This window comes from Amycolatopsis sp. NPDC023774, assembly GCF_040639695.1.
In the GTDB taxonomy this organism is placed as follows: domain Bacteria; phylum Actinomycetota; class Actinomycetes; order Mycobacteriales; family Pseudonocardiaceae; genus Amycolatopsis.
This window is the reverse complement of sequence record NZ_JBFAAJ010000009.1, coordinates 71,311-95,133: the sequence shown is the minus strand read 5'-3', so window position 1 is coordinate 95,133 and position 23,823 is coordinate 71,311. Positions and strand designations below refer to the sequence as shown.

Annotated in this window: 25 protein-coding genes; 9 read left to right on the top strand and 16 right to left on the bottom strand. The window is 70.3% G+C overall.

Features of this window, described 5'->3' with window-relative positions; genetic code table 11:
* Window positions 1-5: 5 nt before the first annotated feature.
* Window positions 6-1,163: an MFS transporter gene (locus AB0F91_RS20765; protein ID WP_360599433.1), complete on the bottom strand. Its 1,158-nt coding sequence runs from the start codon at window positions 1,161-1,163 to the stop codon at window positions 6-8.
* Window positions 1,164-1,249: 86 nt separating this feature from the next.
* Here AB0F91_RS20765 and AB0F91_RS20760 point away from each other — a divergent pair, with 86 nt between their 5' ends.
* A complete protein-coding gene (locus AB0F91_RS20760; RefSeq protein WP_360599430.1) occupies window positions 1,250-1,861 on the top strand; it encodes a CGNR zinc finger domain-containing protein in 612 nt (203 codons plus the stop codon).
* A 77-nt stretch (window positions 1,862-1,938) separates the two neighbouring features.
* On the opposite strand, the gene AB0F91_RS20755 is transcribed toward AB0F91_RS20760, so the two are convergent.
* The 8 genes from AB0F91_RS20755 to AB0F91_RS20720 form a co-directional block, all read right to left on the bottom strand.
* Window positions 1,939-3,051, bottom strand: coding sequence for an IniB N-terminal domain-containing protein (locus AB0F91_RS20755; RefSeq protein WP_360599428.1), 1,113 nt, complete (start codon window positions 3,049-3,051; stop codon window positions 1,939-1,941).
* Window positions 3,052-3,643: 592 nt separating this feature from the next.
* Window positions 3,644-4,168 carry a class I SAM-dependent methyltransferase gene (locus tag AB0F91_RS20750; protein WP_360599426.1) on the bottom strand — a complete coding sequence of 175 codons (525 nt, stop codon included), beginning with the start codon at window positions 4,166-4,168 and terminating at the stop codon, window positions 3,644-3,646.
* Between the two features lie 23 nt (window positions 4,169-4,191).
* Window positions 4,192-4,797, bottom strand: coding sequence for a hypothetical protein (locus tag AB0F91_RS20745; protein ID WP_360599423.1), 606 nt, complete (start codon window positions 4,795-4,797; stop codon window positions 4,192-4,194).
* 114 nt (window positions 4,798-4,911) lie between these two features.
* Window positions 4,912-5,493, bottom strand: coding sequence for a DsbA family protein (locus AB0F91_RS20740; protein ID WP_360599421.1), 582 nt, complete (start codon window positions 5,491-5,493; stop codon window positions 4,912-4,914).
* A gap of 110 nt (window positions 5,494-5,603) precedes the next feature.
* Window positions 5,604-6,389 (bottom strand): alpha/beta hydrolase, encoded by a 786-nt coding sequence (locus AB0F91_RS20735; RefSeq protein ID WP_360599419.1) that lies wholly within the window; start codon window positions 6,387-6,389, stop codon window positions 5,604-5,606.
* Complete coding sequence (locus tag AB0F91_RS20730) at window positions 6,386-7,105, bottom strand: nitroreductase (RefSeq protein WP_360599417.1); 720 nt, start codon at window positions 7,103-7,105, stop codon at window positions 6,386-6,388. The genes AB0F91_RS20735 and AB0F91_RS20730 overlap by 4 nt, the downstream gene beginning before the upstream one ends.
* A 19-nt stretch (window positions 7,106-7,124) precedes the next feature.
* Entirely contained in the window at window positions 7,125-7,634 is a 510-nt protein-coding gene (locus tag AB0F91_RS20725; RefSeq protein ID WP_360599415.1) for a DUF4863 family protein, read from the bottom strand.
* 55 nt (window positions 7,635-7,689) lie between these two features.
* Window positions 7,690-8,466, bottom strand: a complete 777-nt coding sequence (locus tag AB0F91_RS20720) for an arylamine N-acetyltransferase (RefSeq protein ID WP_360599413.1) — start codon at window positions 8,464-8,466, stop codon at window positions 7,690-7,692.
* A 117-nt stretch (window positions 8,467-8,583) separates the two neighbouring features.
* On the opposite strand from AB0F91_RS20720, the gene AB0F91_RS20715 reads away from it, so the two are divergent.
* The 4 genes from AB0F91_RS20715 to AB0F91_RS20700 all read left to right on the top strand — a co-directional run bounded on the left by AB0F91_RS20715 (window position 8,584) and on the right by AB0F91_RS20700 (window position 12,565).
* Entirely contained in the window at window positions 8,584-9,261 is a 678-nt protein-coding gene (locus AB0F91_RS20715) for a TetR/AcrR family transcriptional regulator (RefSeq protein ID WP_360599410.1), read from the top strand.
* 54 nt (window positions 9,262-9,315) lie between these two features.
* Complete coding sequence (locus AB0F91_RS20710; RefSeq protein WP_360599408.1) at window positions 9,316-10,002, top strand: nitroreductase family protein; 687 nt, start codon at window positions 9,316-9,318, stop codon at window positions 10,000-10,002.
* Between the two features lie 172 nt (window positions 10,003-10,174).
* Window positions 10,175-12,244 (top strand): transketolase, encoded by a 2,070-nt coding sequence (gene tkt / locus AB0F91_RS20705; protein ID WP_360599406.1) that lies wholly within the window; start codon window positions 10,175-10,177, stop codon window positions 12,242-12,244.
* A 90-nt stretch (window positions 12,245-12,334) separates the two neighbouring features.
* A complete protein-coding gene (locus tag AB0F91_RS20700) occupies window positions 12,335-12,565 on the top strand; it encodes a DUF2630 family protein (RefSeq protein WP_360599404.1) in 231 nt (76 codons plus the stop codon).
* 237 nt (window positions 12,566-12,802) lie between these two features.
* Here the strand turns inward: AB0F91_RS20700 and AB0F91_RS20695 are convergent, their stop codons facing one another.
* Genes AB0F91_RS20695 through AB0F91_RS20680 form a run of 4 tightly spaced genes read right to left on the bottom strand, consistent with a single transcriptional unit; the run spans window position 12,803 to window position 17,165 of the window.
* On the bottom strand, window positions 12,803-13,348 hold the full coding sequence (locus AB0F91_RS20695; protein ID WP_360599402.1) for a cupin domain-containing protein: 546 nt from the start codon (window positions 13,346-13,348) through the stop codon (window positions 12,803-12,805).
* A 24-nt stretch (window positions 13,349-13,372) separates the two neighbouring features.
* On the bottom strand, window positions 13,373-14,326 hold the full coding sequence (locus tag AB0F91_RS20690) for a PDR/VanB family oxidoreductase (protein WP_360599400.1): 954 nt from the start codon (window positions 14,324-14,326) through the stop codon (window positions 13,373-13,375).
* Window positions 14,304-15,740, bottom strand: a complete 1,437-nt coding sequence (locus AB0F91_RS20685) for a glutamine synthetase family protein (RefSeq protein WP_360599397.1) — start codon at window positions 15,738-15,740, stop codon at window positions 14,304-14,306. The genes AB0F91_RS20690 and AB0F91_RS20685 overlap by 23 nt, the downstream gene beginning before the upstream one ends.
* 3 nt (window positions 15,741-15,743) lie before the next feature.
* Complete coding sequence (locus AB0F91_RS20680) at window positions 15,744-17,165, bottom strand: aromatic ring-hydroxylating dioxygenase subunit alpha (protein ID WP_360599395.1); 1,422 nt, start codon at window positions 17,163-17,165, stop codon at window positions 15,744-15,746.
* Window positions 17,166-17,364: 199 nt separating this feature from the next.
* Between AB0F91_RS20680 and AB0F91_RS20675 the strand changes: the two genes are divergently transcribed.
* Both AB0F91_RS20675 and AB0F91_RS20670 read left to right on the top strand, forming a co-directional pair.
* Window positions 17,365-18,162: an IclR family transcriptional regulator C-terminal domain-containing protein gene (locus AB0F91_RS20675; protein ID WP_360599393.1), complete on the top strand. Its 798-nt coding sequence runs from the start codon at window positions 17,365-17,367 to the stop codon at window positions 18,160-18,162.
* A gap of 223 nt (window positions 18,163-18,385) precedes the next feature.
* Entirely contained in the window at window positions 18,386-19,699 is a 1,314-nt protein-coding gene (locus AB0F91_RS20670) for an MFS transporter (RefSeq protein WP_360599390.1), read from the top strand.
* Between the two features lie 47 nt (window positions 19,700-19,746).
* Here AB0F91_RS20670 and AB0F91_RS20665 read toward each other — a convergent pair whose 3' ends face one another.
* Window positions 19,747-20,184 carry a Rid family hydrolase gene (locus tag AB0F91_RS20665; protein WP_360599388.1) on the bottom strand — a complete coding sequence of 146 codons (438 nt, stop codon included), beginning with the start codon at window positions 20,182-20,184 and terminating at the stop codon, window positions 19,747-19,749.
* A 154-nt stretch (window positions 20,185-20,338) separates the two neighbouring features.
* Between AB0F91_RS20665 and AB0F91_RS20660 the strand changes: the two genes are divergently transcribed.
* Window positions 20,339-21,262, top strand: a complete 924-nt coding sequence (locus AB0F91_RS20660; protein WP_360599386.1) for a helix-turn-helix domain-containing protein — start codon at window positions 20,339-20,341, stop codon at window positions 21,260-21,262.
* A gap of 81 nt (window positions 21,263-21,343) precedes the next feature.
* Here AB0F91_RS20660 and AB0F91_RS20655 read toward each other — a convergent pair whose 3' ends face one another.
* A complete protein-coding gene (locus AB0F91_RS20655) occupies window positions 21,344-21,955 on the bottom strand; it encodes a TetR/AcrR family transcriptional regulator (protein ID WP_360599383.1) in 612 nt (203 codons plus the stop codon).
* A 291-nt stretch (window positions 21,956-22,246) separates the two neighbouring features.
* Window positions 22,247-22,942, bottom strand: coding sequence for a TetR/AcrR family transcriptional regulator (locus AB0F91_RS20650; RefSeq protein WP_360599381.1), 696 nt, complete (start codon window positions 22,940-22,942; stop codon window positions 22,247-22,249).
* A 132-nt stretch (window positions 22,943-23,074) separates the two neighbouring features.
* Between AB0F91_RS20650 and AB0F91_RS20645 the strand changes: the two genes are divergently transcribed.
* Window positions 23,075-23,794 (top strand): sigma-70 family RNA polymerase sigma factor, encoded by a 720-nt coding sequence (locus AB0F91_RS20645; RefSeq protein WP_360599379.1) that lies wholly within the window; start codon window positions 23,075-23,077, stop codon window positions 23,792-23,794.
* Window positions 23,795-23,823 lie beyond the last annotated feature (29 nt).

Sequence of the window (23,823 nt, the reverse complement as noted above, 5' to 3'; positions counted from 1 at the left end):
GGCGATCACCGCGCCGCGCGAACGGGGAAGGGCGCGGTGACGACGACCAGCACCACGCTCACTCCGGCGGCGACCATGAACGCCACCGGCGCCGGGATGACGACGTCGACCGCCGCGAACAGGTACGGCGCCGCGAAACCGAGGTACGCCAGGCAGTAGAAAACCGCCGTCACGCCGGCGAGATCGGCTGCGTCCGCGAGCGCTTCGACGCGGCTGAGTCCACCGACGAGCAGCATGCCGTAAGCCGCGCCGAGGACCACCGCCGCGGGTAGCGTCAAGAGAGCCTGCCGCAACTCTGTCGACAGCGCGGCGAGCAGGAACCCCGCCACGGTCAGGCCCAGGCCGCACGTCAACACCAGTGGACTGCGCCGTCGTTCCAGAGCACGGGCCACGGGCTGGACGAGCAACCCGCTGCCCAGCGTCAGCCCCGCGATCACACCGCTGCTCGCCACGGGTGCGACCGGCGCGGGCAACAGCGTCGGCAGGACCGCGAAACTCGTCGTTGCCACGCCGAACACCAGCGGCGCGCTCGGCACGATCCGGCGGAGGAACTCGGGACTGGCCAGTGCGTGTTTGAGCTCGCGCCGCCGTTCTCCGGAAGAAGGCGCGCCGGTCACGGTTTCCGGGACGTGCCACGCCAGCACGCCGACCACCACCGTCACCGCGATGTGCACGAGGTACGGCACGACGGCCGGCCCCGGCAGCCACTGCGCGAGGACCCCGGCGACCAGCGGCCCGCTCCCGAACCCGACCGACAGCGAAATCGCGGCCCGGCGCGCCCCCGCCCCCGGACCGGCGTCGGCGGACAGCTCCTTGATCCACGCACTGCCCGGCCCGAACGCGGCACCCGAAGCGACACCCGCGACGAGCCGCCCGAGCGCCAGCACCCACGTCGACCCGGCTCCGAACAGCAGAATCACCGAAGCCAGCGCGGAAAGCACCAGCACCGGGCGCATCACGCGACGCCGGCCGAGCCGGTCGGAGAACCGCGCGCCGAGCAGCAGTGCGGGGATCAGCCCGACCACGTAAGCGCCGAAGATCGCCGTGACGATCGTCGGCGAGAGGTGCTCCTGGTCGCGGTAGACGATGAGCAACGGCGAGAACTGGTTGGCTCCCCAGCCGACCGCGAGCACCGCCGCGCCGACCCTGGCCCACGGGCTCATGGCTCCTCCGTCCGCTAGTAACCTCAGTGTGAGTTACTAACAGCGCCTCGGCCACCCCGCGGCGATGTGATGGATATCGTGGAGCCATGACCGCCGGACCGACCCTCGAGGACGTGCAGGCAGCCGGGTTCCCCATGGGTGGCGAGCCGCTCGTGGCCCTCGACCTCGCCGACACCCTCATGACGGCGGTGGACCCCGCCGTGGACCTGATCGAACCGACGGACGGCTACGAGACCTGGTGGCGGTTGCAGCTGCTCCGGCTGCCCGAGACGAGCATCCCGGCCGCTGCGGCGACGCGACGGCTGCGCGCGGCGATCCGTGACTTGCTGGAGTCGCATCTGGAGGCCCGGGCGCCGCAGGCCGTTTCGATCGAGGACCTCAACGCGTTCGCCTCGGCCGTGCCGCGAAGCCTGCGGCTGGCCGAAGCCGCCGAGGGCGCGCTGACCGCGGCCACGCGCTGGCACACCGAACACGGCGGCAACGCGGCACTGGCGGCGATCGCCACGGAGGCGATCGAGCTCCTGTCCTCCCCGGCGCAGCTGGCGAAGCTGCGCCGCTGCGCGAACCCCACCTGCTCGATGCTGTTCGTCGCGGAGACGAAGCGGCGGCAGTGGTGCACGGGCAACATCTGCGGCAACCGCGCCCGGGTGGCGCGCCACTACCGGCGGACGCACGCGCCTTCGCCTTCGCCTTCGTGAGCACAGTGTCTTCCGAGGAGCCGAAAACAGGCCCGGACCAAACGGTCCGGGCCTGTTTTCGAGTGGAGCGGCAGAACTCAGTGACCGAGCAGCGGCAGGTGGCCGAGCGCGTCGGTCGCGGTGTGCAGGTCGAGGCCGTGAACCAGGTCCTGCGCGTGGGTCTCGACGCCACCCAGCGGCGAGCCGGTGTGGGTCGCGTCCGCGACGTCGGCGATCGGGGTGTGCTGGATGCCCGCGGTGTCGGCCTGGCCGACGGTGTCGAGCACGTGGTGCACGGTGTCGCCCGCGACCGGGGCCTGCGGCGCGGCGGCCGACAGGGTGTGGGTCACGGAGCCGACGGTGCCGGCCACGTTCGGGACGGCCGGCAGAGCCGGGACGGCCGGGACACCCGGAACCGCCGGCAGCGCGGGCAGCGCCGGGACGGCGGCCGCGGCCGGGACGACGTGGTCCAGCGTGTGCGACAGGTCGCCCGCGGCACCGAAGTCGGCGCGCTCGTCGCCGTGGACGCCGACCGGGGTGGAGCCGATGGCCTGGTTGACGTGGCCGAGCAGGCCGGCGCCGGTGACGCGGACGTCCTCGACGAGACCGGACGCCGGGCCGCCGACGAGCGGGACGTCGTTCAGCGCGGCCACGGCGGCCTTCGGCATGAGGGCGTCGCCCAGGTGGTTGGTGGCGGCGTCGACCGCGGAGCCCACGAGCTTGCCGTCGAAGACGTGCTCGCCCACCGCGCTCACGGTGTTCTCCAGGTCGATTGCACCGGCGGCCACGACCGGGCCGGCGACCGGGACACCGTTGACCGCACCGGCCACGTGGTCGACGACGTCCGAGACGGTGCCGAGAGTGGAGTGAGTGAGGGTGTTGAGGCCGGTCGAGTCCGCGACGTCGCTGACGGTCTCGAACACGCCGCTCAGGTTCGGCAGGCCGCTCGCCAGGCCGGTCACGTTCGGCAGGTCGGCGCGCTCGCCGGCGGCGTGCGCGAGCACGTTGCCGAAGACGGGCAGGCTCGGGGCGGCGGCCAGCGGGGCCGTGTCGGCCAGCAGCGGCATGATGTCCTGCACATCGGCCGGCGAAACGTCGGCCAGGCCAGCAGTGTCGAGCACGCCCTGCGGGTCGGCGGCGTAGGCAGCCGCGGCCTGCGGGTTGCTCAGCAGGGTCATGGCGAATTCGTGCAGGTTCTGCACCGCGTCCATAGTCTGTTGTCTCCTGTGCACTGATTGATTCGGCCGTCGTGGGCATGCCGCGAAGTCGAAGGGGTTCGGGACGAAGATAGGACGCCGCCGTTCGGCGGCCATCGGGGGCCACCCCGGGGGTTCGGCGCATCGGCATTAGGGATTTCGGACCCCACCCCATTAGGGGGACTAGGGAAATTCGCCCTTGCGCGACGATTCGCCGTGGTCAGCGAGGTGCAGGCGATTTGTCCTGCTTCGCCTGCGGGGCGGGGATCCTGACCGCTCATTCGGAGACACGCGGTGCTCGGCGGAGTGATCGTCGAATAAACCACCCGTTGGTGTGACAACCTGGCCCGATTTCACGTCCGCCAGACATCGACGACGAACTCGCGCATCTGCTCACGAAACTTTCCGGATGGGCTCGCGGCGGCGAGAAGGCCCCGCAATTCGGACTCGAATGCGCCCACGCGAGCGGTGCGGAGCCGGACAACGAGAACTCCGTGGCGACGACGTCGTCGATGTCCCGGACGGCGCCGGGGCCTGCCACGCGATCCGTTCCGGGCCGGTGAACCCGGCGGCGCGGTAGATCTCGGTCTCCTCTGCGGGCGTGCCTTCAGGGAGGGTGCCGCGGCCCGCGCGCCGGGTTGGCCGAGGGACTCGCGCACCAGGTCGGTGATCTGCTCGTGAGGTGGCGCCGATTCGGCCGTGGTGCCGCGATGGGTGGTGGCGTGCACGTGGACACAGGCGCCGCCGGGGGCGAGCATTCCGCGCGCCGCCGCCGCGACCCGCGGGCGGTCGAGCCGGTGAAAGGACGGGCGAACGTGACGAGCCGGAACGCGCCCAGCCCGGTCGGCAGATCCTCCGCCTTTTCGTGGACCCAGCGGGTGGTGGTGATTCCCTTCGCCGCGGCCGGCCGGGTGGTTTCGGCGAGCAGGTCGGCGTCGAGGCCGACAGCTTCCGCGAAGTGAGTGGCGAGCAGCACCGTGAGGGAGCCCGAGCCGCAGCCGACGTCGAGGAGGCGGCCGGGACCGTCGAGCCGCAGTGCGCGGGCGAGTGCGACCGGACAGGCTACGCGGCCTCTCGCGTAGTTAGCCGCGCTGCCCGGGTACAGCGATTCGTCCCACTGCCAGCCCGCCATGGCCGTGAGCCGGGGGACGCGGATCAGTGCTGCACAGGGAAATACGTGAGCACCTCACCCGTCTCCGGGTTGTGGTAGCCGGCGATCTCCAGGTCGGCGAAGGTGCCGGACCAGGCGCCGGTAGCGGGGTCGAGCAGGACGTCCGGCGAGGACCACGCGGCGGTGCCGGCCGCGGACACGGCCTCGGGCGTCCAGTCGGGCGGGAAGTAGGTGTGGTCCACGAAGGAGAAGCGGCCGTTCTTGAGGTTGCGGTATTCGGAGGCCTTGCGCGTGATCCCCGTTTCGGCCGGGGTCGCCCCGGCCGAGAGCAGGAAGCGGTGCAGCGAGTCGAGGGCCGCGAAGAACACCTGCTGCGGAAGGACGGCGCGCGGCCAGGTGCCGTAGAGGCTTTCGAGCACGACGCTGTCGCCGGTGAACACGACGGAAGTGCCGTTGCCGAGCCAGGTCTTGGCTTCGCGCTGAGCTCGGCGAAGCAGGCCGACGAGCTGCCCGACGGTGTGGGCGTCGGCTTGCGCGTCGGTGTAGAGGAAGGCGGCCAACGGCAGCTGGCCGGCCGGCACCGAGATGCGCAGCCGGTGGGACTCGTCGAAGGCGAAGGCGAGCGAATCACCCGTGCCGAACAAAACCATCGTGGAGCGGCTTTCTGACTGGACCGATCGGCCGGGCGGGTGATCTTGTCGCACGATATCACCCGCGCTGACCTGCAAAGACCTCTGTGACACGAATCCCGTGAGGGGCGGGGTTCAGCGGAGAGACCCAGCCCACGTCACGAACCATTCACGTGGCCGCAACCCGCTGAAGCTCCGGCCGCCCGCCACCCACGCGGGGGTGCCCTCGACGCCGTTCTCGTAGGCGAGGATCGCGGAGCGGCCCACGGCGCGGTCCGCTTCGCCCGATTCCCAGGCGGCGCGGACGGTCTCGGGGTCACCGCCGGCTTGCTCGGTCAGCTTGAGGAGCAGGTCGCGCGATTCGAGGTCCTTGCCTTCGCCGAAGTAGGCGTTGAACACGGAGGTGGCGAAGCGGTCGGCGACCTCGGGGTCGTCGAGCGTGGTGTACGCGCCCAGTGCGGGCAGCGAGTACGCGATCCGGTCCGTCCACTCGAGGGGCAGGCCCGCGGCTTCGGCCTCCCGGGCGAGGAACTCGTAGGTCGGGCCGACGCGGGGACCGGCCGGGCTGCCGCCGGGGCCGATCTCGGGGTGGATCTGGAGCGGGTGTTCGTTCACCACCACGCCGTGTTCGCGGAGCACCCGGTTGCGGTCCTGGGCGATGTAGCAGAAGGGGCAGAGGAAATCGAACCAGTGCTCCACGGTCGGGGTCATGGACATCGCGGGCTCCTTCCGGTCATTTCGATACGGTTATTACGCGTAACGAAACAACCGGGTGGCTTAGTCCCGGAGTAGCGCCTGCCCGCCGCGTCCGGCTCTCGTGTGCGGTGTCAAGCGAGAACGGCGCGCAGCCACGCCGCCGTGGTCGCGAGGTTCACCGGGCCGTCGAACGCGGCGTCCTCGTGTCCGGCCCCGCCGAGCAGCACGAAACTGCTCCTCGCCCCGGCCCGCACGAGCGCGTCGTGCAGCGCCCGGCCCTCCCCTGGCGGCACGATCCGGTCGCGGTCGCCGTGCGCGATCAGGAACGGTGGCGCCGACTCCGAAACCCGCGTCAGCAGTGAATGCCCCACGGGGTCCGCGCCGCCGAGGAAGTCGGCTTCGAAGTGGAACGGCAGCAGCTTCGCCTCCAGCCCACTGCGCGCCGCCGTGGCCGCCAGGTCGGCTTGTCCGAACCAGTGCACCGCGGCCTGCACGGCGCTGGACTCGTCGAGGTTGCCGCCGACCGTCCCCTCCAGCTCGCCATCACCCGGCGACAACGCCAGCAGCGAACCGAGGTACGCGCCGGCGGACGCGCCCCAGACGCCGAGCCGCTCGGTCTCGAGGCCGAGGCGCGCGCCGTTGGCCCGCAGCCAGCGCACGGCGCCCTTGACGTCGTGCACCTGCTGCGGGAACACGGCTCCTGGTGCCAGGCGGTAATCGACGGACACCACGGTCACACCGTGGTCCGCCAAAGGCGTCTGCCGCCGTGCGGCCTCGCCGGACCGGTCGCCGCGAGTCCACCCACCGCCGTGCAGGTAGAGCACGACGGGTGCCCCCGCGGTGGGGGCGCGGTGGACATCCACCATCAGCGGGGTGCCGTCGATCGTCGCGTAGACGAGGTCGCGGTCGACCGTCATGCCGGTTCCACCTGGTGGGTCACGGGGGCGGAATCGTAGAAGGTGACGAAGGATTCCACCGGTTCCCGTGTGGTGCGATGTCCACCGAGGCGGTGGTCATCGTCGGCATACCCGAGTGCGATTCCGCACACGACGATGTGATCGTCCGGGATGTCGAGGTGGCGGCGCAACACCGGGTGGTAATCGATGAACGAAGCCTGTGCGCAGGTGTGCAGCCCGGCTCCGCGCGCGGACAACATCAGTCCTTGAAGGAACAGGCCGGCGTCCACGAGCGCACCCTGCAGTGGTCCCCGGCTCACAGTGAGCACCAGCCCCACCGGCGCGCCGAAGAAGTCGTAGTTGCGCCGGTGGTGGCCGATGCGGCCGGCGGTGTCGTCGGCCGCGATGCCGAGCGTTTCGGAGTAGAGGCCTTCACCGAAGCGACGGCGGCGCGACCGGAACGGCTCGGGCCACGAGTCCGCCGCCGGCTGGTAGGCGAACTCGCCGACGGCGCGGCGGCCCTCGTCGTACGCGCACAGCAGGTCGGTCGTCAACGCGCGCTTGGCGGCGCCCGTGAGCACGTGGACCTGCCACGGCTGGCTGTTGGAGTTGCTCGCCGAGCGCGACGCCAGCGCGAGCAGCCGTTCGACCTCCGCGCGTGGCACGGGCGTCGGCAGGAACGCCCGGCAGCTGCGCCGCGTCGCCATCGCTTCCTCGATCGTGGACGCCGGGTTCATGGCGCTGGGCTCCCCGGGTTCAGGCCGCGGGCGGCTGGATGTCGTAGGAGATCCGGCCGGCGGGCAGGTAGAACAACGCGATCAGCGCGCCGCCCTTGACCTCCGGGTAGTGGTGGCTGCCCGGGCCGGGCGCGGTCCAGCCGGGGCCGCTCCAGCCGTTCGGACCCATCAGCTTCGCGTCGGGGTCGAGCGGCACCACGAGGTTGAGCTCGCCGTACGGGTGCTGGTGGTACTGGCCGCGGAAGGGCTCGACGCTGTCCATGTACACGGCCGTGATGCTGAAGTAGTTGAGCACGTCCTGCGGGTCGGCGATGCGGCTGCGACGGTACTTCTTGCCCTCGACCTCGATGTTGGCGGCCCAGCCGGCCTCGACGCCTTCGGTGATCATGCGGGCCAGGTCCTGGTAGAGCTCACTGTCCGGTCCGTAGCGGGTGTTGAGCCAGGACTCGAGCTCCCCGCCCGCGGTGCGGTTCTTCACCTCGTCGAGGAACGGGATGCTGCGGTCGATCAGCTCCTGGGGCGTGGTCATCGTCGACTCCGTTCGGTCCGCTGTGGTTCGGCGTTCTCGAACCGTACGTCCGCATTTAGTTACAGTCAAGAGCTGTAACTGAACTCGGCACCCGGTCGAGCCGCATTCCGAAGTGCTCGCGGTAGGCGGCGAGGATCGCGGCGTCGCCTTCGAGTACCCGCTCGACGCGGTTCCCACCGGTCGTCTCGATGAGGCGGGCACCCGTGATCGTCACGCGTCCGTCCGCGGTCGAGCGCGAACACGTCGGCCGCTGCGTGAACGGCGAGGCGGGCGAGGTCTCGTGGAACCACGCCATGGCGGCGAAGTCGTCGAGCTCGCGCGGCCGCGACTCGAGCCGGTAGACGATCGCGCCGTCGCACACCACGTCGACGTCGCCGTGCGGCGCGGGCTCGACGGTGAACCGGCCACCCGGGTCGACCTGGACCTCGGTCGTTCCCAGCCGCAGTGGCGCGAGGCTGAAGCGGCCATAGCCCACGTCGACCAGCCACGGTTCGTCGAGCTCCACACGCAGCGCCAGGTGGTCGAACGGCGGCCCGAAGAACCCCTCCCGGCGCATCACGCGGCCGGCCAGCAGCTGCACGTCGAACCCGACTTCGCGCAACAGCAGGGCGAAAGCCCCGTTGAGCTCGTAACAGAGCCCGCCACGACGCCGGCCCACGATCTTGCCGAGCAGCGCCGGCTCCTCCAGCTCGATCTGCTCCCCCAGGTAGAACCCGAGGTTCTCGAACGGCACGGTCTCGAGGTGCCGCCGCTGCAGTTCGCGCAATGCCGCCGGATCCGTCGCCGAGGGGCGGGCCGCGCCGATCCGGTGGAGGTAGTCCTCGACGTCCACGATCGTTCCTCCAGCGCTGTTTCATTACAATGAGTACACGTAACCATCAGGATAACAACACCGTCGTGTAACGGATCCGATATGCTTCGCTGATCGGTTTCTCGGCGAGGTGGGAACATGGCGCGGACACGCGAAACGACGGCGGACGAGCAGGTCGGCGCCGAAGACGGACCCCGGCCGGGCGGCCGCCCCCGGGACGCCGCGCTCGACGAGGCGATCATCCTCGCCACGCGCCGGCGGCTCGTCCTCGACGGCTACTCCCGCATGACGATCGGCGACATCGCCACCGACGCGAAGGTCAGCCGCCCCACGCTGTACCGGCGCTGGGCCACGAAGTTCGACCTCGTCGTCGACGCGCTCGACTACGGTTTCCGCAAGCAGCGCGACATGTACGCGTTCGACCTCAGCGGACTCGAGCCGCGCGAGGCGCTCACGGAGGCTGTCCGCCGGCTCGACCCGGCGTACTTCAACCCGGACGCCATGGTGCTCATGGGCAACTTCGCGGGCGAGGCGATCCGCACCCCGGAGCTGCTCGACATCCTGCGCAAGCACGCCGTCGAGCCCCGCGTGGAGCTCGTCGAAAGCGTGCTGACACAGCTGCAGGACCGCGGCGCCGTGCGGGACGAGATCGACAAACACACCATCGCGACCATGTGCTTCGGCAGCTACTTCGCGGCGTTCTACCGCGGGGAAGCCAAAACGGAGATCCCCGCGGCGGTCGTCGCCGTGCTCTGGCCGGCGCTGGAGAAGAAGCCCGCGCCGCGGCGACGGGCGTCCACTTCGGGCAAACGGTGAGCCGCATCCGTTGCGATTATTGACTGTAATGTAAACCGAGGCATAATCGGCTCCATGCCGCCTGTGCCCTCGATGGACGTCCACGAAGCGCTCTACACCACGCGGATGATGCGGCGCATGCATCCCGACGCGATTCCCCTGGACGTGCAGGCCCGCATCCTCGACGCCGCGATCCGGGCACCGAACGGCGGCAACACCCAGCGCTGGCACTTCCTCGCCGTGGACGATCCGGGCATCAAGGCCGAACTCGCCCCGATCTGGCGGCGCTGCCGGGCCAAGGAGTACGAGGAGATCTCAGCCGGCACGTTCGCGCAGCCGATCCACGATCCCGAGAACCACCGCGAGACGATGCGGCGGATCGCGAAGTCCGGGGACTTCCTGACCGACCACTTCACCGAGATCCCGCTGCTGCTGTTCGTCTTCTCCATCGACGACCACGGTGGAGCCAACATCTACCCCGCCATCTGGAGCGCGCTGCTCGCCGCGCGTTCCGAAGGGGTCGGCGGCGTGCTCACCACGATGCTGCGCCTGGAGTCCGATCGGGTGATGAAGCTGCTCGACGTGCCCGAGGACGAGGGCTGGGAGCTCACCGCCATGCTCGCGATGGGGTACCCGCGCGGCAAGTGGGGCATCGCCGCGAACCGCCGCCCGGTGCACGAGGTGAGCAGCCGCAACCGGTGGGGCAGCGAGTTCGGCGTGTCCGTTCCCGAACCACTCTGGTCCGAAAAGTCACTCAGCTGAGCTCCGCTGAGAGCGGCCCACGGTGAGTTGGCGGGGTCCGCGTCAGCTCATTACAGTCGAGTTCGGCTACCGATCGCGCCGCCCCGGAAGCCCGCCGGACGACGCGGAACCGGCTCGGCGTGTGCGCACCACACGGGCGGAAACCCGACTACGCAAGGGAAGTCTGAGCACAGTGCCCGACACCGTCACCACCCGCCGCCTCCCACCAGGCTGGACGGCCACCGACACCCGCGCCGTGGACACCGTCCGGGTGCTCGCCGCCGACGCCGTCGAGAAGGCCGGCAGCGGCCACCCCGGTACGGCGATGAGCCTCGCGCCGCTCGCGTACACGCTGTTCCAGCGGGAGATGCGCCACGACCCGGCCGACCCCGCGTGGCCGGCGCGCGACCGGTTCGTCCTGTCCGCCGGGCACACCAGCCTCACGCTGTACCTCCAGCTGTTCCTCGCCGGCTACGGCCTCGAACTGGAGGACCTCCGGCAGCTGCGCAGGTGGGGTTCACTCACCCCGGGGCACCCGGAGTACGGCCACACCCAGGGCGTCGAGGTCACGACCGGTCCGCTCGGGCAGGGCCTGGCCAACGCGGTGGGCATGGCCATGGCGTCGCGCCGCGAACGCGGGTTGTTCGATCCCGAACCCGCGCCGGGGCAGAGCCTGTTCGACCACTTCGTGTACGTGATCGCCTCCGACGGCGACATCCAGGAGGGCGTCACCTCCGAGGCGTCGTCGATCGCGGGCCGCCAGCAGCTGGCGAACCTGATCGTGTTCTACGACGACAACGACATCTCGATCGAAGACCACACGGACATCGCGCTGTCCGAGGACACGGACGAGCGCTACCGCGCCTACGGCTGGCACGTGCAGGTGGTGGAGGACGGCGAGGACGTCGCCGCGATCCACGATGCCATCGCGGCGGCGAAGGCCGATCCGCGCCCGTCGTACATCCGGCTCCGCACGGTGATCGGCTACCCCGCACCGACCAAGATGAACACCGGCAAGATCCACGGCTCCGCGCTCGGAGCCGACGAGGTCGCAGCGGTGAAGCGGGTGCTGGGCTTCGACCCGGAGCAGCACTTCGTGGTCGAGGACGACGTGCTGGCTTTGACCCGCAAGGCCGTCGCGCGCGGGGCGGCTTGGCGTGCGCAGTGGCAGGGCGAATACGACAAGTGGGCCGCGGCGCACCCCTCGCGGCACGCGCTGCGGCAGCGTCTCTCGACGCGTGCGCTGCCGGAGGGCTGGGCCGCTGAGCTGCCGTCGTTCGAGGTCGGCGCTTCGATGGCGACGCGCAAGGGGTCGGGCGCGTTCCTCGACGCGGTGGCCGACGCGCTGCCCGAGCTGTGGGGCGGTTCGGCCGACCTCGCCGAGAGCAACAACTCGACGATGACGGGCGCCGACTCGTTCGGGCCGGTCGCGGCGGCCACGAAGATGTGGGCCGCAGAACCGTACGGGCGGACCCTGCACTTCGGCATCCGCGAGCACGCGATGGGCGCCATCCTCAACGGCATCGCGCTGCACGGCGGCACCCGGCCCTACGGCGCGACGTACCTTGCGTTCAGCGACTACATGCGCCCGTCGGTGCGGCTGGCGGCGCTGATGCAGCTGCCGGTGGTGTACGTGTGGACGCACGACTCCATCGGCGTCGGCGGCGACGGGCCCACGCACCAGCCGATCGAGCACCTCTCGGCGCTGCGGGCGATTCCTGGCCTGAACGTGGTGCGTCCGGGCGACGCGAACGAGGCAGTCGCCGCGTGGCGGGCCGCGATCGAGGACGTCCATCACCCGACCGCACTCGCGTTGACCCGGCAGCCGGTGCCGGTTCTGCCGGGAACTTCGGCCGAAGGCGTGGCTCGCGGCGGTTACGTGCTGGCGGAGGCCTCGAACGGTGCCCCGGCGTTGGTGCTGATCGGGACCGGCTCGGAGCTGCAGCTCGCCGTTTCGGCGCGGGAGCGGCTGGAGGCCGAAGGCGTGCCGACGCGTGTGGTTTCGCTGCCGTGCTTCGAGTGGTTCGCTTCGCAGGATCAGGCTTACCGCGATTCGGTGCTGCCGCCGTCGGTGAAGGCGCGGGTCGCGGTGGAGGCCGGGATCGCGTTGCCGTGGTACCCGTTCGTGGGTGATTCCGGCGAGATCGTCTCGATCGAGCACTACGGCGCTTCGGCCGATTACGCGACGCTGTTCCGCGAGTTCGGGTTCACGTCCGAAGCCGTGGTGGCCGCCGCCCGCGCGACTCTGGCCAAGGTGGCCTGATGACACGCCCGGCCGGGATTGTCATGTTTCACGTCATCCCGGCCGGGTCGCCCCGACCCGGCACGGGGCCGGCTCGACCAGGTGGGTGACATGGGCACGACTGCACACGCGATCACCGATCGCCTCGCGGCTCTTCTCGACGAGGAGCACGACCTCCGCACCCGCGCCATGCACCACGGCGGTGGCCTCTCCCGCGACGAACAGACACGCCTGACCAAACTCGAGGCCGAGCTGGACGCGGTCTTCCGCCTGCTCCACCAGCGCCGCGCCCTGGAAGTCTTCGACGACGGCGGCGACGACACGGCGGACGCGTCGAACTGACCTCTCGGGGCGCCCGGCCGTCCGCGGCTGGGCACGCTCGCCCGTTCGCTGAACAGGCGCAACGGCCAGGCCCGCGGCCAAGCCGCGGCAGCCAGAACCGCCAACCCGACTCAAAGTGAACGGGCGGGCGCGGCGGCCGAGCGCGCCGACGAGACTCGCGGTCGGCCCGGTGACGAGGCCCGAGCACAGCGGTCAGGCCGGTCACGAAACCCGACGGCCGAGCCGGGCGCCCGCCCGTCAGTGGCTGGGCGCGTCGAGGTCGTAGCGCTGGACGACGTCGTCCAGCCAGTCCGGCGCGCCGTAGGTGAGGCCGTACTTGGTGGCCAGGCGGGCGAACTCGTCGGTCTCGTGGAGGTTCTCCGCGTCGCCCAGGGTGCCGTCGGCGTGGGCGAGGAGGAGTTCGCTCAGCTCGCGGAAGTAGGTCTCGAAGCCGCCGGGGGTGATGACCTCGACGATGCGGCCCGGGGTTTTGCCGGCGTTCCACATGGCGTGCATCTCGCCGCGTGGTTTGGTGATGTAGCCGCCCGGGCCGAGCACGACTTCAGCGTCGTCCGAGCGGAAGCCGATCTGGCCGGCCAGCACGATCGAGTGCTCGTCCTCGCGGGTGTGGCGGTGGGGCGCGGTGATGGAGCCGACCGCGAACGGGTGTTCGAGGATCGCGACCTCGCCGCCGTTGTTCTGGTGCGTCAGTTTGAACACCGCGCCGAACCCGGGCAGCGCCACCCGGTCCGACTCGTCCCCCGGTCGCACCACGGCGACCTTCGGCCGGTTTTCCTCGCCCACCTGGTTTCCCTCCTGGTATTCCGGTTACAGGTCCAGCACGAGCTTGCGGCCGCAGGCTCGGCTCACGCAAGGGAAGAACGTCTTCCCGGCCGCGCGTTCGGCGTTCGACAGCACGACGTCGCGGTGGTCAGGCGTGCCCTCCAGAACCCGGGTTTCGCAGGTGCCGCAGTAGCCCTCTTCGCAGTCGGATTCGACGTCGACGCCGGCGTCGCGGATGGCCTGCAACAGGGTGGTGTCCGCGTCGGCCACCAAGGTCAGGCCGGACTGGCGGAGTTCGAGCTCCACCTCACCGTCCACGGAATCATCCGGAGCAGGCAAGGCGGCGGCGAAGTGCTCGGTCTCGCACCGCACGTCCGCGGCCTCGCAGACTCCGGTGACGCTGTCGAGCAGACCGACCGGGCCGCAGCAGTACACGGCCGCGCCCGGGGGCAGTGCGCCGATCAGCTCTTTCAGGTCCGGCCGCGGCTCGACCGCAGTGTCGACGAACGACACCCGGTCACCACAGATCGCAGCCAGTTCAGCGCGGAAGGCCATGGTGGCGGCCCTGTGTCCACAATAGACCACCGAAAAGTCCGCCCCGCGCTCCGTCAGGGCCCGTGCCATCGGCAGCAGCGGCGTCACACCGATCCCCCCGGCGATCAGCAGGTACGACGCGGCGTCCGCCAACGGGAAGTGGTTGCGCACCCGCTCCACCACCAGCTCACGCCCGACCAGTGCCGTGCCGTGGATCTCGGCCGACCCACCACGGCCGGCGTCCTCCAGGCGCACCGCGATGTCGTAGTGCAGCCGGTCGGCCGGGTCCCCGCACAACGAGTACTGCCGGCCCAGTCCCGACGGCAGCTTCAGGTCGAGATGCGCGCCCGGCTCCCACGCCGGCAGCGGAGATCCACCGGACAGCCGAAGGCCCACGACCCCCTCGGCTTCCCAGGTCACGCGCGTGACCCGCAACGACAGATCAGTAGAGGTCGAAGTACTCACGATGCTCCCAATCGGTGACCGTCCGTTCGAACCGCGCGATCTCGGCCCGCTTGATCGCGGCGTAGTACGCGACGAACTGCTCGCCCATCACCCGCCGCAGCCCGGTATCGGCCTCCAACGCGTCGACGGCCGCGGCCAGGTTCGCCGGCAGTGGCCCGGCGTCGGTCGTGTACGGATCATCGGCCGAAGCCGGCAAGGACAACTCGGCCTCGACGCCGTTCAGACCCGAATGCAGCTGCGACGCCATGTACAGATACGGATTGGCCGCCGACTCCCCCACCCGGTTCTCGATGTGCGTCGTGCCGTCCTCGGCCGAGCCGACGAGCCGGATCATCGCGCCCCGGTTGTCCCGCGCCCACGCGATCCGGTCGGGCGCCATCGAGTACGGCTGGAACCGCTTGTAGCCGTTCACCGTCGGGTTGGCGAACACGCACGCCGCACTCGCGTGCGCAAGCTGACCGGCGATGAACTGCTTGCCCACCAGGGAAATGGCACCCTCGCCGTCGGCCGGGACGAAGGCGTTGCGCCCGCCGTCCTGGGAGACCAGGCTCTGGTGCAGGTGCCAGCCGCTCGACTTGCTGTCGGCGATGTGCGGCCGGCACATGAACGTCGCGTGGTAACCGTTGCGGCGCGCCACCTGTTTCACCGTGCTGCGCAACAGCACCATCGCGTCCGCCGAAGCGAGACCGGCGGCCGGGTCGAGCGTGACCTCCAGCTGGTTCGCACCGAGCTCCACCTCGATGCTGCGCAGCTCGATCCCCATCCGTTCCAGCACCTCGCGGATCCGCCGGGTGGCGGGCTCGACCTCGTCACCCAGGTTCTCGCTCAGCAGCTGGTTGCCCTGGTTGATCGGCTCGACCGGGGTCGGCGTGGTGCAGTGGCCGATGCCGTCGTCGTTGGGGAAGTGCGAGGCCCGCCGGTAGAGGTGGAACTCGATCTCCAGCCCCGTGACGTAAGTGAACCCGGCGACGCTCGCGCGGTCGAGCGCCGTGCGGAACACGCCGCGGCTGCAGAACGGCACCTGCTCACCGTTCTGGAACCGCAGGTCACAGAGGATCCGCGCGGTGTCCTCGGCCCACGGCACGAGGTGGAACGTCGTCGGATCCGGCACCATCACCACGTCGGCCGCCCCGGCCATCTCGGCCACCCCGAGCCCGCCGTCGGCGTTGAAGGCCGAGAACACGGTGGTGCCGGACGTGTCCTTCGACAGCAGCGTCGACACACAGCTCAAGCCACTGCGGAACGCGGCGGCCAGCCCGCTCGCCGGGATCGTCTTGCCGTGCAGGATCCCGTGCTGATCCACAAAGGACACGCGGATCGTCCGCAGGCCCTCCGCGCCGACCCGCGCCAGGACGGCTCTCGCCGCTTCCTGCTGTTCCTCGGTCCAGAGCCCGAACTTCTCGATGAACCCCATGCCTCAGTCCCGCGTGCGGTCGTAGGCGTCGGGCAACGACGACCGGTCCGGCTCGACCGCCGAACCCGGCACGCCCGCCGGTCCCGTCGCGAGCGCCGCCTGCAGGTGCGAGGCCCACGGGCTCGCCTTGCGCAGGTCGGCGATCGAGCTCGCCCAGTAGTCCTCCCACTGGCCGGTGGGGCCGATGCCGTCGAGCGGGATGGGGCCGCGGCTCTCGACGTCCGCGGTGTCCTTGAGCAGCAGGTCTGGACTGCCGCCTTCGGCAACGGTGTCGATGGCCTGCAACGCCATCCGCCGGTAGGTCACGATCGCGCGGTCGGAGCGGCTGAGGTGCTCGCGGCTGCGGTCGTAGATGTAACCCTGGCCCTCGACGGCCATCTGGTCGTGGACGTTGATGTCGCGCCCCAGCCCGGTGTAGGTCTGCGTGCGCTGCTCCTCGAAGTCGAAGCGGTAGTTGTTCGCACGGTTGCGCACCGGCTTGTAGTCCGGGAGCGTGATGCCGTCGAGCCGCTGCGCGCGCATGGTTTCGGCGTCCACGGGCTCGTCGAGGCTGGTGAACATCGCGTACCAGTAGCAGGAGACGTCGTCGATCGGCACGTGCCACTGCGTGATCGCCATGGTGGAGCTCAGCGGGATCGTGATGCCGTGCGGGAACACCTGGTGGGTGATGCGCACGTGGGTGGACGAGCCGTCGAGGCCGTCCTTGTCAAGCGTGCGCAAGGCGACGATGCGCTGGCCGTATTCGGTGCGGGCGTTGAGGATCTCGGGCCGGCCGTACTCGCGAAGGATCTTCGTCATCGGCAGGTTCGTGCCGAGCGACGCGCCGCGGAACTGCTTGCCGTAACTGTCACTCGTGTCCTCGTCCTCCTCGAAGCGGTGCAAGTAGGAGGCGTGCGCCGGGTCGATCCCGACCTCCAGCGCCTGCAGCCAGTTGCAGTCGAGGTAACCCTTGAACGCGAACGTGTACTCCGGCGGCGCCACGAAGCAGTCGAGCGCGGGCAGGTTCGGCGGCTCGCCGTCGCCGAGGTAGCCCCACACGATCCCGTTGCACTCCCGCACCGGGTATGAACGGATCTTGACCTTGGCCTTGAGCTTGCTGCCCTCGGGCTCGGCCGGAGTGTCCATACAGGACCCGTTGCCGTTGAAGAGCCAGCCGTGGAAGTAGCAGCGCAGGCCGCCGTCTTCCAGGCGCCCCAGCGAAAGGTCGGCGCCACGGTGGGCGCAACGGCGGTCGATGAGGCCCAGCGTTCCGTCGGCGTTGCGGAACAGCACGAGGTCCTCACCGAGCACCCGCAGCGCGACGACCGGGCGTTCGGTGTCGAGCTCCTCGGTCAGCGCCACGGGCTGCCAGTACAGCCGCATCCAGTCGCCGCCCGGAGTGCCGGGCCCGGTCTCGGTGATCTTCCGGTTGTCATCCGCGCGCATGGCAGCGTTCTCCTCGCGACTTCATCGTCCAGCGTGGTGGGGGCCGGCAGTCTGGTGGAACCAGCATCTGTTCAATTAACGAACACTTGATTCTGATGTGAGCACTGTAGACAGGCGTGGTTCGTCGTCGCAAGGTCTCGGGCGACCTTCGTGCTACATTTCGCGACAAGGTGTGCGTTAATCGAACGGAGCTGGTGGAGTGTCGAAGCTCAACGCGCGGGACGAAGCCCGCCGGGCGGCCCGCGAAGTGGACGGCACCAGCCGCGCGGACTACTCCGAAGCCCTCGAACGCGGCCTGCTCGTGCTCACCGCCTTCGACCACACGGCCGAGCGGCTCACGCAGGCACAGCTGGCCCGCAAGCTCGAGCTCCCCCGCGCGACCGTCCGCCGCGCCCTGCTCACGTTGGCGCACCTGGGTTACGTCGTCGCCGACGACAAGGCCTACCGCCTGGCCCCGAAGGTGCTCACACTCGCGTCGGCCTATCTCACGACCAACCCGGTGAGCCAGGTTCTGCAGCCGCAGTGCGACCGCCTGGCCGAGGTTTTCCAGGCCTCCTGCACCGCCGCGGTCCTCGACGGGCCGGCGGCCGTGATGATCGCGCGAGCACTGCCACGCCACACCCTGCCGATCGGCGAAGGCATCGGGTTCCAGGTGCCCGCCGCGCAGTCCGCGTTGGGCCTCGTGCTGCTCAGCGGCCTCGACGACGAGCGCCGGCGTCGCCACCTGGTCAGCCACGCGGGCCTAGACGACGCCGGGGTGGCCGCTTTGGAGAAGAAGGTGGCCGAGGTGGCCGAGGCCGGGTGCGCCTACGTCGCCCACGAGGTCGAGGCGGGCTTCCACTCCGCCGCCGTGCCGCTGCGCCGCTGGGACGGCACGCCGATCGCCGCGCTGAACATCGGGACGAGCGTGGAGCGGATCTCCGAGGCGGACATGCGGGAACGCGTGCTGCCCGCGCTGCGGGAGGCCGCGGAGGAGCTGCAGCCACAGCTCGTCTGACACCCCGCGTTCAGTGGGACTTTCCCGCCGGCAAGCCGGGGCTTGCGGGACAATTACGTTGCAAGTGTTGACTGTAACTCAACTCCGACATACTGTCCCTCACACCGATCGCCAGGACGCCTCGTGCGCCGACCGTCCGGCCACTTCGGACACTCCCGCTTCCTTCGGAGAACCCCACCACCGCGATGGGCGACAACGCCGTCGCACCAGCGAAGGGAATCCCGTGACCACATCGAGAACCCCGGAGATCCCGCTCGTCACCGTCGCCGAACCCGAGCCGCGCTACCGGCCGGTGATGGCATGGACGGTGTTACTCCTGCTCGCCGTCTTCATGGTCCTCAACTTCGCCGACCGCATCTCTCTCGCTCTCGCCGCCCAGCCGCTCATGCGGGAGCTGCACCTGTCGGCGTCACAGTTCGGGTTGATCAGCAGCTCGTTCTACTTCCTCTACAGCCTCAGCGCCGTCGGCGTCGGCTTCCTCGCCACGCGGCACGTGCCGCTGAAGTGGCTGCTGTTCGTGATGTCGCTGCTGTGGGCAGCCACGCAGCTGCCGGTGTTCTTCTTCGCGGGCGGCGGCGTGCTGCTCGCGACCCGCATCGGCCTGGGCGCGGCGGAAGGCCCGGCGACGGCGGTGGCGAACTCCACCGCGTACAGCTGGTTCCCGAAGCACCGCCGCGGATTGCCGACGGCGATCCTCACGTCCGGCGCGTCGCTCGCGAAGATCGTGGCGGCGCCGTTGCTGACACTGCTCATCGTGCACGTCGGGTGGCGCTCGGCGTTCTTCGCGCTGGGTCTCGCCGGCCTCGTCTGGTGCGCGGTGTGGCTGCTCGCGGGACGCACCGGGCCGTTCGCGGTCACACCCGAGGCACCGGACAAAGAGGACCGAGCCGCGCGGCGACGGACGTTCCTCAAGGTGGCGAGGAGCCGGACGTTCATCGTGCTCCTGCTGGCCACGTACCCGATGTACGCGCTGATCTCCGTGGTGTTCAGCTGGTTCCCGTCCTACCTCGAAGCCGGGCTGGGGTTCTCCACGCTCACCTCGGGTGTCCTCTTCGGACTGCCGAGCATCATCGGCATGGTGTTCATGCTCGGGTCCGGCTGGCTCACCGACCGGCTGCTCGCACGAGGCGTGTCCGCACGCATCGCCCACGGCCTCGTGCCGACGCTCTCACTCGCCGCCGGCGGGGTGCTGCTGGCCGTGCTGCCGTTGGCGGGCAGCGCGCGCTACCTCGCCTACGTCATCCTCGTCGCCGGCTACTGCCTGACGCTGGTGGCGCAGCCGATCGTGTACGCGGCCATCGGCACGGCGGCCGCGCCTTCGCAGCGCACCAGCGTGCTGAGCCTGTTCATCGCCTTGCAGAGCACGTCGGGGATCATCGCGCCGTGGGCGACCGGCGCGCTGATCGACGGCGCCGGCAACCCGGTCGACGGCTACAACACCGCGTTCGTGGTGATCGGGATCCTGTGCGCGATCGGTGGTGTGGTCGCGGCGTTCTTCGTGGACGCCGGCCGCGACTCGGCGCACGACGCCGCCTGAGCGCTCTCGCCGGATTCCCCCCCCGGCGAGAGCGCTCCTCGGACGGGTCAGACCCGAGCGATCAGCTTGATCTCCACGAGCTGCTCGGGGAAGGCGAGCCGCGTCGTGCCGACCAGCGTGCTGGCGACCTGCGGGTCCTCCCGTCCGTAGGCCGCCTTGCGCACGGGACCCGCCACGGCGAAGGCCGCGTCGATGTCGAGGACGTAGAGCACTTCTTCGACGACGTCGGCCAGCGTCGCGCCGAAGCGCTTCAGCAGCTCGGCGGCGTTCACGTACGAGCGGCGCATCTGCTCTTCCATGGCGGAAAAGTCGGTGACGACACCGTTGGCGTCCACCGGCGCGGGCGCCACGAGCTGTTCTCCGTCGTGGGACAGCTGGCCGGAGACGTAGATGGTGTCGCCGTGTTTCACGGCCTGGGCGTAGCCGTAGATGCCTTCCCACGGGACCCCGAAGTTCTCCGTGGTCCTCTCGTTCGGCTTGCTCATGGGTTTCAGCCTTCCTGCCGCGCGGTCGAGACCGAACACTACGAGCGGGCCGACCGCTCTGACCAGCCGTTTCGATGCCAGATTGGGCAAGGATCGTGCCACTGCGAGTAGCCTGGGCGGCAGTTGGTTCCGGTGCGATCCGAGGAGACGTCCGTTGCCCCACACGCAGCTGGTCGTGGCACTGCTGGCCGTGCCCCGGGTCATGGGGCTCGACTTCAGCATCCCCGCGCACATCCTCGGCCGTCAAGAGGGTTACCACGTGCTCGTGTGCGGCAAGGAGACCACGGGTTCGCCGCTGGGCATCACGCCGTCGCATTCGCTGGCCGACGCACCTGAGGCCGACATCGTGATCGTGCCCGGGTACGACGAACCCGAAGTACCGCTGCCCGATGAGTACCTCGACGTGATCCGCCTCGGCGCCGACCGCGGTGCCCGCGTGGTGGCGATCTGCACCGGCGCGTTCGCGCTCGCGGAGAGCGGCGTGCTCGACGGCCGCAACGCGACCACGCACTGGCGCTACCTCGCCGCCTTGCGCGAGCAGTACCCGGCGGTGTGCGTGCTGGAAAACCAGTTGTTCGTGGAAGACGGAAAGATCCTCACGTCCGCGGGGGCCGGCGCCGGCATCGACGCGTGCCTGCACCTCATCCGCACCGACTTCGGCGCGGCGGCCGCCCACGAAGCCGGCAAGGAGGTCGTGGCCTCCCCCGCCCGCGGTGGCGCGCAACCGCAGTACGTCGACGTGCTCACCGCCGCGCGCACCGATCTTTCGGCCACGCGCAGCTGGGTCATGGAGCACATCGGCGACCCGATCACCGTCCAGCGCATGGCCGAGCGCAGCAACCTGCCGCGCCGCACGTTCATCCGGCACTTCGAGCTCGAGACGGGCATGTCGCCGATGCGCTGGGTCGTCAACCACCGCATCCTCAGCGCACGCCGGCTGCTGGAGACCTCCGACTGGCCCGTCGAGCGCATCGCGGCGGCCACCGGTTTCGGCACGGCGGCCAACTTCCGGACCATCTTCCGCCGCGAGGTGGGCACGACGCCGACCGGTTACCGGCGTACGCACGGCGTGCTCTAGTTTTCATCAACCGTCGCTGCGCACTCGAATTGTGGACAGTGGATCCTGTGCAAGGGGCCTCGCACGCCGACGGTTCCGTTGTCAGGGCGTGGTTTTCGCGGCGGCGACCATGGTGGCCATGAGCTTCGCGGCGTCGTTGGTGTTCAGGCCGGCTTCGCGGACGAGTGAGCGCCAGGTGCCGAACGCGAGCGCGTGGCGCACCGCCGCGAGCACGAACCGCTTGCGCCCGCGGGCCGGCGACCAGCCCGCGGAGAGCAGGTTCGCGGCGTCTTCGAGAAACGCCGACATCGACCCGAGCGCGCGCTCGACGGCGGGCATTTCGACGGCGTCGCGCAGGGCGTTGACGAGCATTGGTTCCACTTCGGAATAGAAAGCGTAGAGCTGCTTCAACGCGTGCGTGACGCGCTCGGCCGGCTCGCCGATCGCCTGCCAGCCTTCGAGATCCGGGCGCGGGTGGCGGCCCCAGAAGTGCAGGGAGCACGCGGCCAGCTGCTCTTCCTCGGTCGGGAAGTGGCGGTAGACGGTGTGGCGCTGGACGCCGGCGGTCTCGGCGATGCCCGCGATGGTCGTGCGCGCCGGACCGATCGACCCGTGCAGCTCGACGATCGCCTCCGTGATCCGGCGGCGCGTGTCCTCCACTGCGTCGGCTCGCCGGCTCATCCGGTAGGTCCGCGTCGCTTTCTCCACCACCATCGTTTCGCTCCTCGCCGCACGGTCGCTCCAGGATAACGATCGTTTCCGGCAGGGGTGGTCGCCACCATGGCGGGCATGGGGGACGCAAGCAGAAGGACCTGCCCGCCGAGACGGCGGCCGAGGCCGTCGAGGTCGAGCCCCTCGGCGGCCGCTACTTCGGGGTTCCCCGACGGCCTGATCGTGCGCGCCCCCGGGGTCAGCGCCATCGCCGACGTGCTCGAAGGACTGCTCGCCGACGGTGAGGCCACCCGGATCCGCCCGCGGCCCGACCGAACACAGTCCACAAGCGACTCAAGACCCCCCAGGCCCGGCAACGCTTTCCGGCAACGGCACATCCGGGTCCAGCGTGATGCCGCCGGCGCGGAGGGCGTCGTCGAGGATGTGCCAGGTCCAGCGGGCCAGGAGGGTGGCCAGGTCGCCCTGGTCGAGGCCCCGGGGGTTTTCCAGCCAGCGTGCGGTGCTGGACTCGACGAGGCCGACGAGAGCGAACGCGATCGTGTCGGCGACGCGCGTGTCCATGGCGTATGTGACGAGGTAGCGCTCGAACACGACGGTCAGCTGGCGGGCGATGGCGGTTTTCACATCCGCGACCACGTCGCGCGTGCCGGGACGGCCGGAGACCCGCGTCAGGTAGCGGTAGAGGTGGGCGTGGTCGGCGAGCCAGCGCGTGTGGGCGCCGATCGCGCCCCGGATCATCTGCATGGGGGTGCCGGGCGGGTCCCACAGGGGCGCGAACTCGGCGGTGATCAGCTCACCCGCACGGTCGGCGATGGCGCACTGCAGGTCGGTGGCATCGGCGAAGTGCTTGTACAACCGTGTGCGCGCGACGCCCGCTTCGTCGGCGATCTGCTCGGTGGACACGTCCGGCCCGTGCCGCGCGATGGCGCGCAACCCGGCCTCGACGAACTCGCGACGACGGCGTTCTCGCTGGCCGGCCCAGCGCGCCGCCCGGCCGTCGGCCTTGTGCGAGGTGCCCGGGGACGTCATCGGCGGAAAGTGTAGCGCTGCCCGCGATATCGGGTACACTTCTGTACCTGTTACTTTGGGTGCCTATTGAACACGATGAGTATCCGTACGGAGAGTGTCCATACGATCCTGGAGAACTGCGTGGGGAGTTGCGTGGACGACGAGCCGCCGGACCCAGTGCTGCTCGCGGCCGTCCGTGCCGGCGACCTCCACGCGAGTGGGGGGCTCTACCGCCGCCACGTCGAGCCGATGCGCCGCACCGCCGCGCGCTGGCGCCACCAGCCGGCGGAGTGCGAGGACCTGGTCGCCGAGGCGTTCACGCGGGTGCTCACCACCGTGCGCGCGGGCGGCGGGCCACGTGAGAATGCCCGGCCGTACCTGATCGTCACGATGCGGAACGTTGCCGCGCGCTGGAGCCGGCACCACAACCGCGTCGACCTGTGCGAGACCGTCCCGGAGTCCGCCGACGTGCGGGCGGTGGCCGAGGAAGAAGCGCTGCGACGGTCCGATGTCGACCTCGTCTGGTCGGCGTACTGCACGTTGCCCGGCCGGTGGCGAACAGTTCTGTGGCGCACCGCCGCGGAGGGGGGCTCGACCGCGGAGGCCGGGCTGCTGCTGGGCGTCTCGCCGAACGGCGCCGCCGTGCTCGCCGGACGGGCGCGCGAGGGGCTGCGCCAGGCGTACCTGCAGGTCCAGGTGCCGCACACGGAGGACCCGTACTGCGCGGAGGCGCGCCGCAACTTGGGTGCGTGGGTGCGCGGCGGGCTGTCACGGCGGCGTTCGACGGTGATCGGCGGGCACGTCGCGAGCTGCGCGCCGTGCCGGGTCGTGACCGCGGGACTCGCGGAGGTCAACGACGAACTTCCGGGCTGAGAGGCAAACGCAGGGGAACATCACGAGGA

Bases quoted from the DNA above. Each gene is read 5' to 3' on its own strand.
- AB0F91_RS20740 (WP_360599421.1), bottom strand. From the start codon at position 5,493: ATGTCCATGACCCCGACCGTGGAGCACTGGTTCGATTTCCTCTGCCCC.
- AB0F91_RS20750 (WP_360599426.1), bottom strand. From the start codon at position 4,168: ATGGCGGGCTGGCAGTGGGACGAATCGCTGTACCCGGGCAGCGCGGCT.
- AB0F91_RS20700 (WP_360599404.1), top strand. From the start codon at position 12,335: ATGGGCACGACTGCACACGCGATCACCGATCGCCTCGCGGCTCTTCTC.
- AB0F91_RS20685 (WP_360599397.1), bottom strand. From the start codon at position 15,740: ATGGGGTTCATCGAGAAGTTCGGGCTCTGGACCGAGGAACAGCAGGAA.
- AB0F91_RS20765 (WP_360599433.1), bottom strand. From the start codon at position 1,163: ATGAGCCCGTGGGCCAGGGTCGGCGCGGCGGTGCTCGCGGTCGGCTGG.
- AB0F91_RS20665 (WP_360599388.1), bottom strand. From the start codon at position 20,184: ATGAGCAAGCCGAACGAGAGGACCACGGAGAACTTCGGGGTCCCGTGG.
- AB0F91_RS20725 (WP_360599415.1), bottom strand. From the start codon at position 7,634: ATGACCACGCCCCAGGAGCTGATCGACCGCAGCATCCCGTTCCTCGAC.
- AB0F91_RS20650 (WP_360599381.1), bottom strand. From the start codon at position 22,942: ATGACGTCCCCGGGCACCTCGCACAAGGCCGACGGCCGGGCGGCGCGC.
- AB0F91_RS20710 (WP_360599408.1), top strand. From the start codon at position 9,316: ATGCCGCCTGTGCCCTCGATGGACGTCCACGAAGCGCTCTACACCACG.
- AB0F91_RS20735 (WP_360599419.1), bottom strand. From the start codon at position 6,389: ATGACGGTCGACCGCGACCTCGTCTACGCGACGATCGACGGCACCCCG.
- AB0F91_RS20680 (WP_360599395.1), bottom strand. From the start codon at position 17,165: ATGCGCGCGGATGACAACCGGAAGATCACCGAGACCGGGCCCGGCACT.
- AB0F91_RS20760 (WP_360599430.1), top strand. From the start codon at position 1,250: ATGACCGCCGGACCGACCCTCGAGGACGTGCAGGCAGCCGGGTTCCCC.
- AB0F91_RS20745 (WP_360599423.1), bottom strand. From the start codon at position 4,797: ATGGTTTTGTTCGGCACGGGTGATTCGCTCGCCTTCGCCTTCGACGAG.
- AB0F91_RS20715 (WP_360599410.1), top strand. From the start codon at position 8,584: ATGGCGCGGACACGCGAAACGACGGCGGACGAGCAGGTCGGCGCCGAA.
- AB0F91_RS20655 (WP_360599383.1), bottom strand. From the start codon at position 21,955: ATGGTGGTGGAGAAAGCGACGCGGACCTACCGGATGAGCCGGCGAGCC.
- AB0F91_RS20730 (WP_360599417.1), bottom strand. From the start codon at position 7,105: ATGAACCCGGCGTCCACGATCGAGGAAGCGATGGCGACGCGGCGCAGC.
- AB0F91_RS20755 (WP_360599428.1), bottom strand. From the start codon at position 3,051: ATGGACGCGGTGCAGAACCTGCACGAATTCGCCATGACCCTGCTGAGC.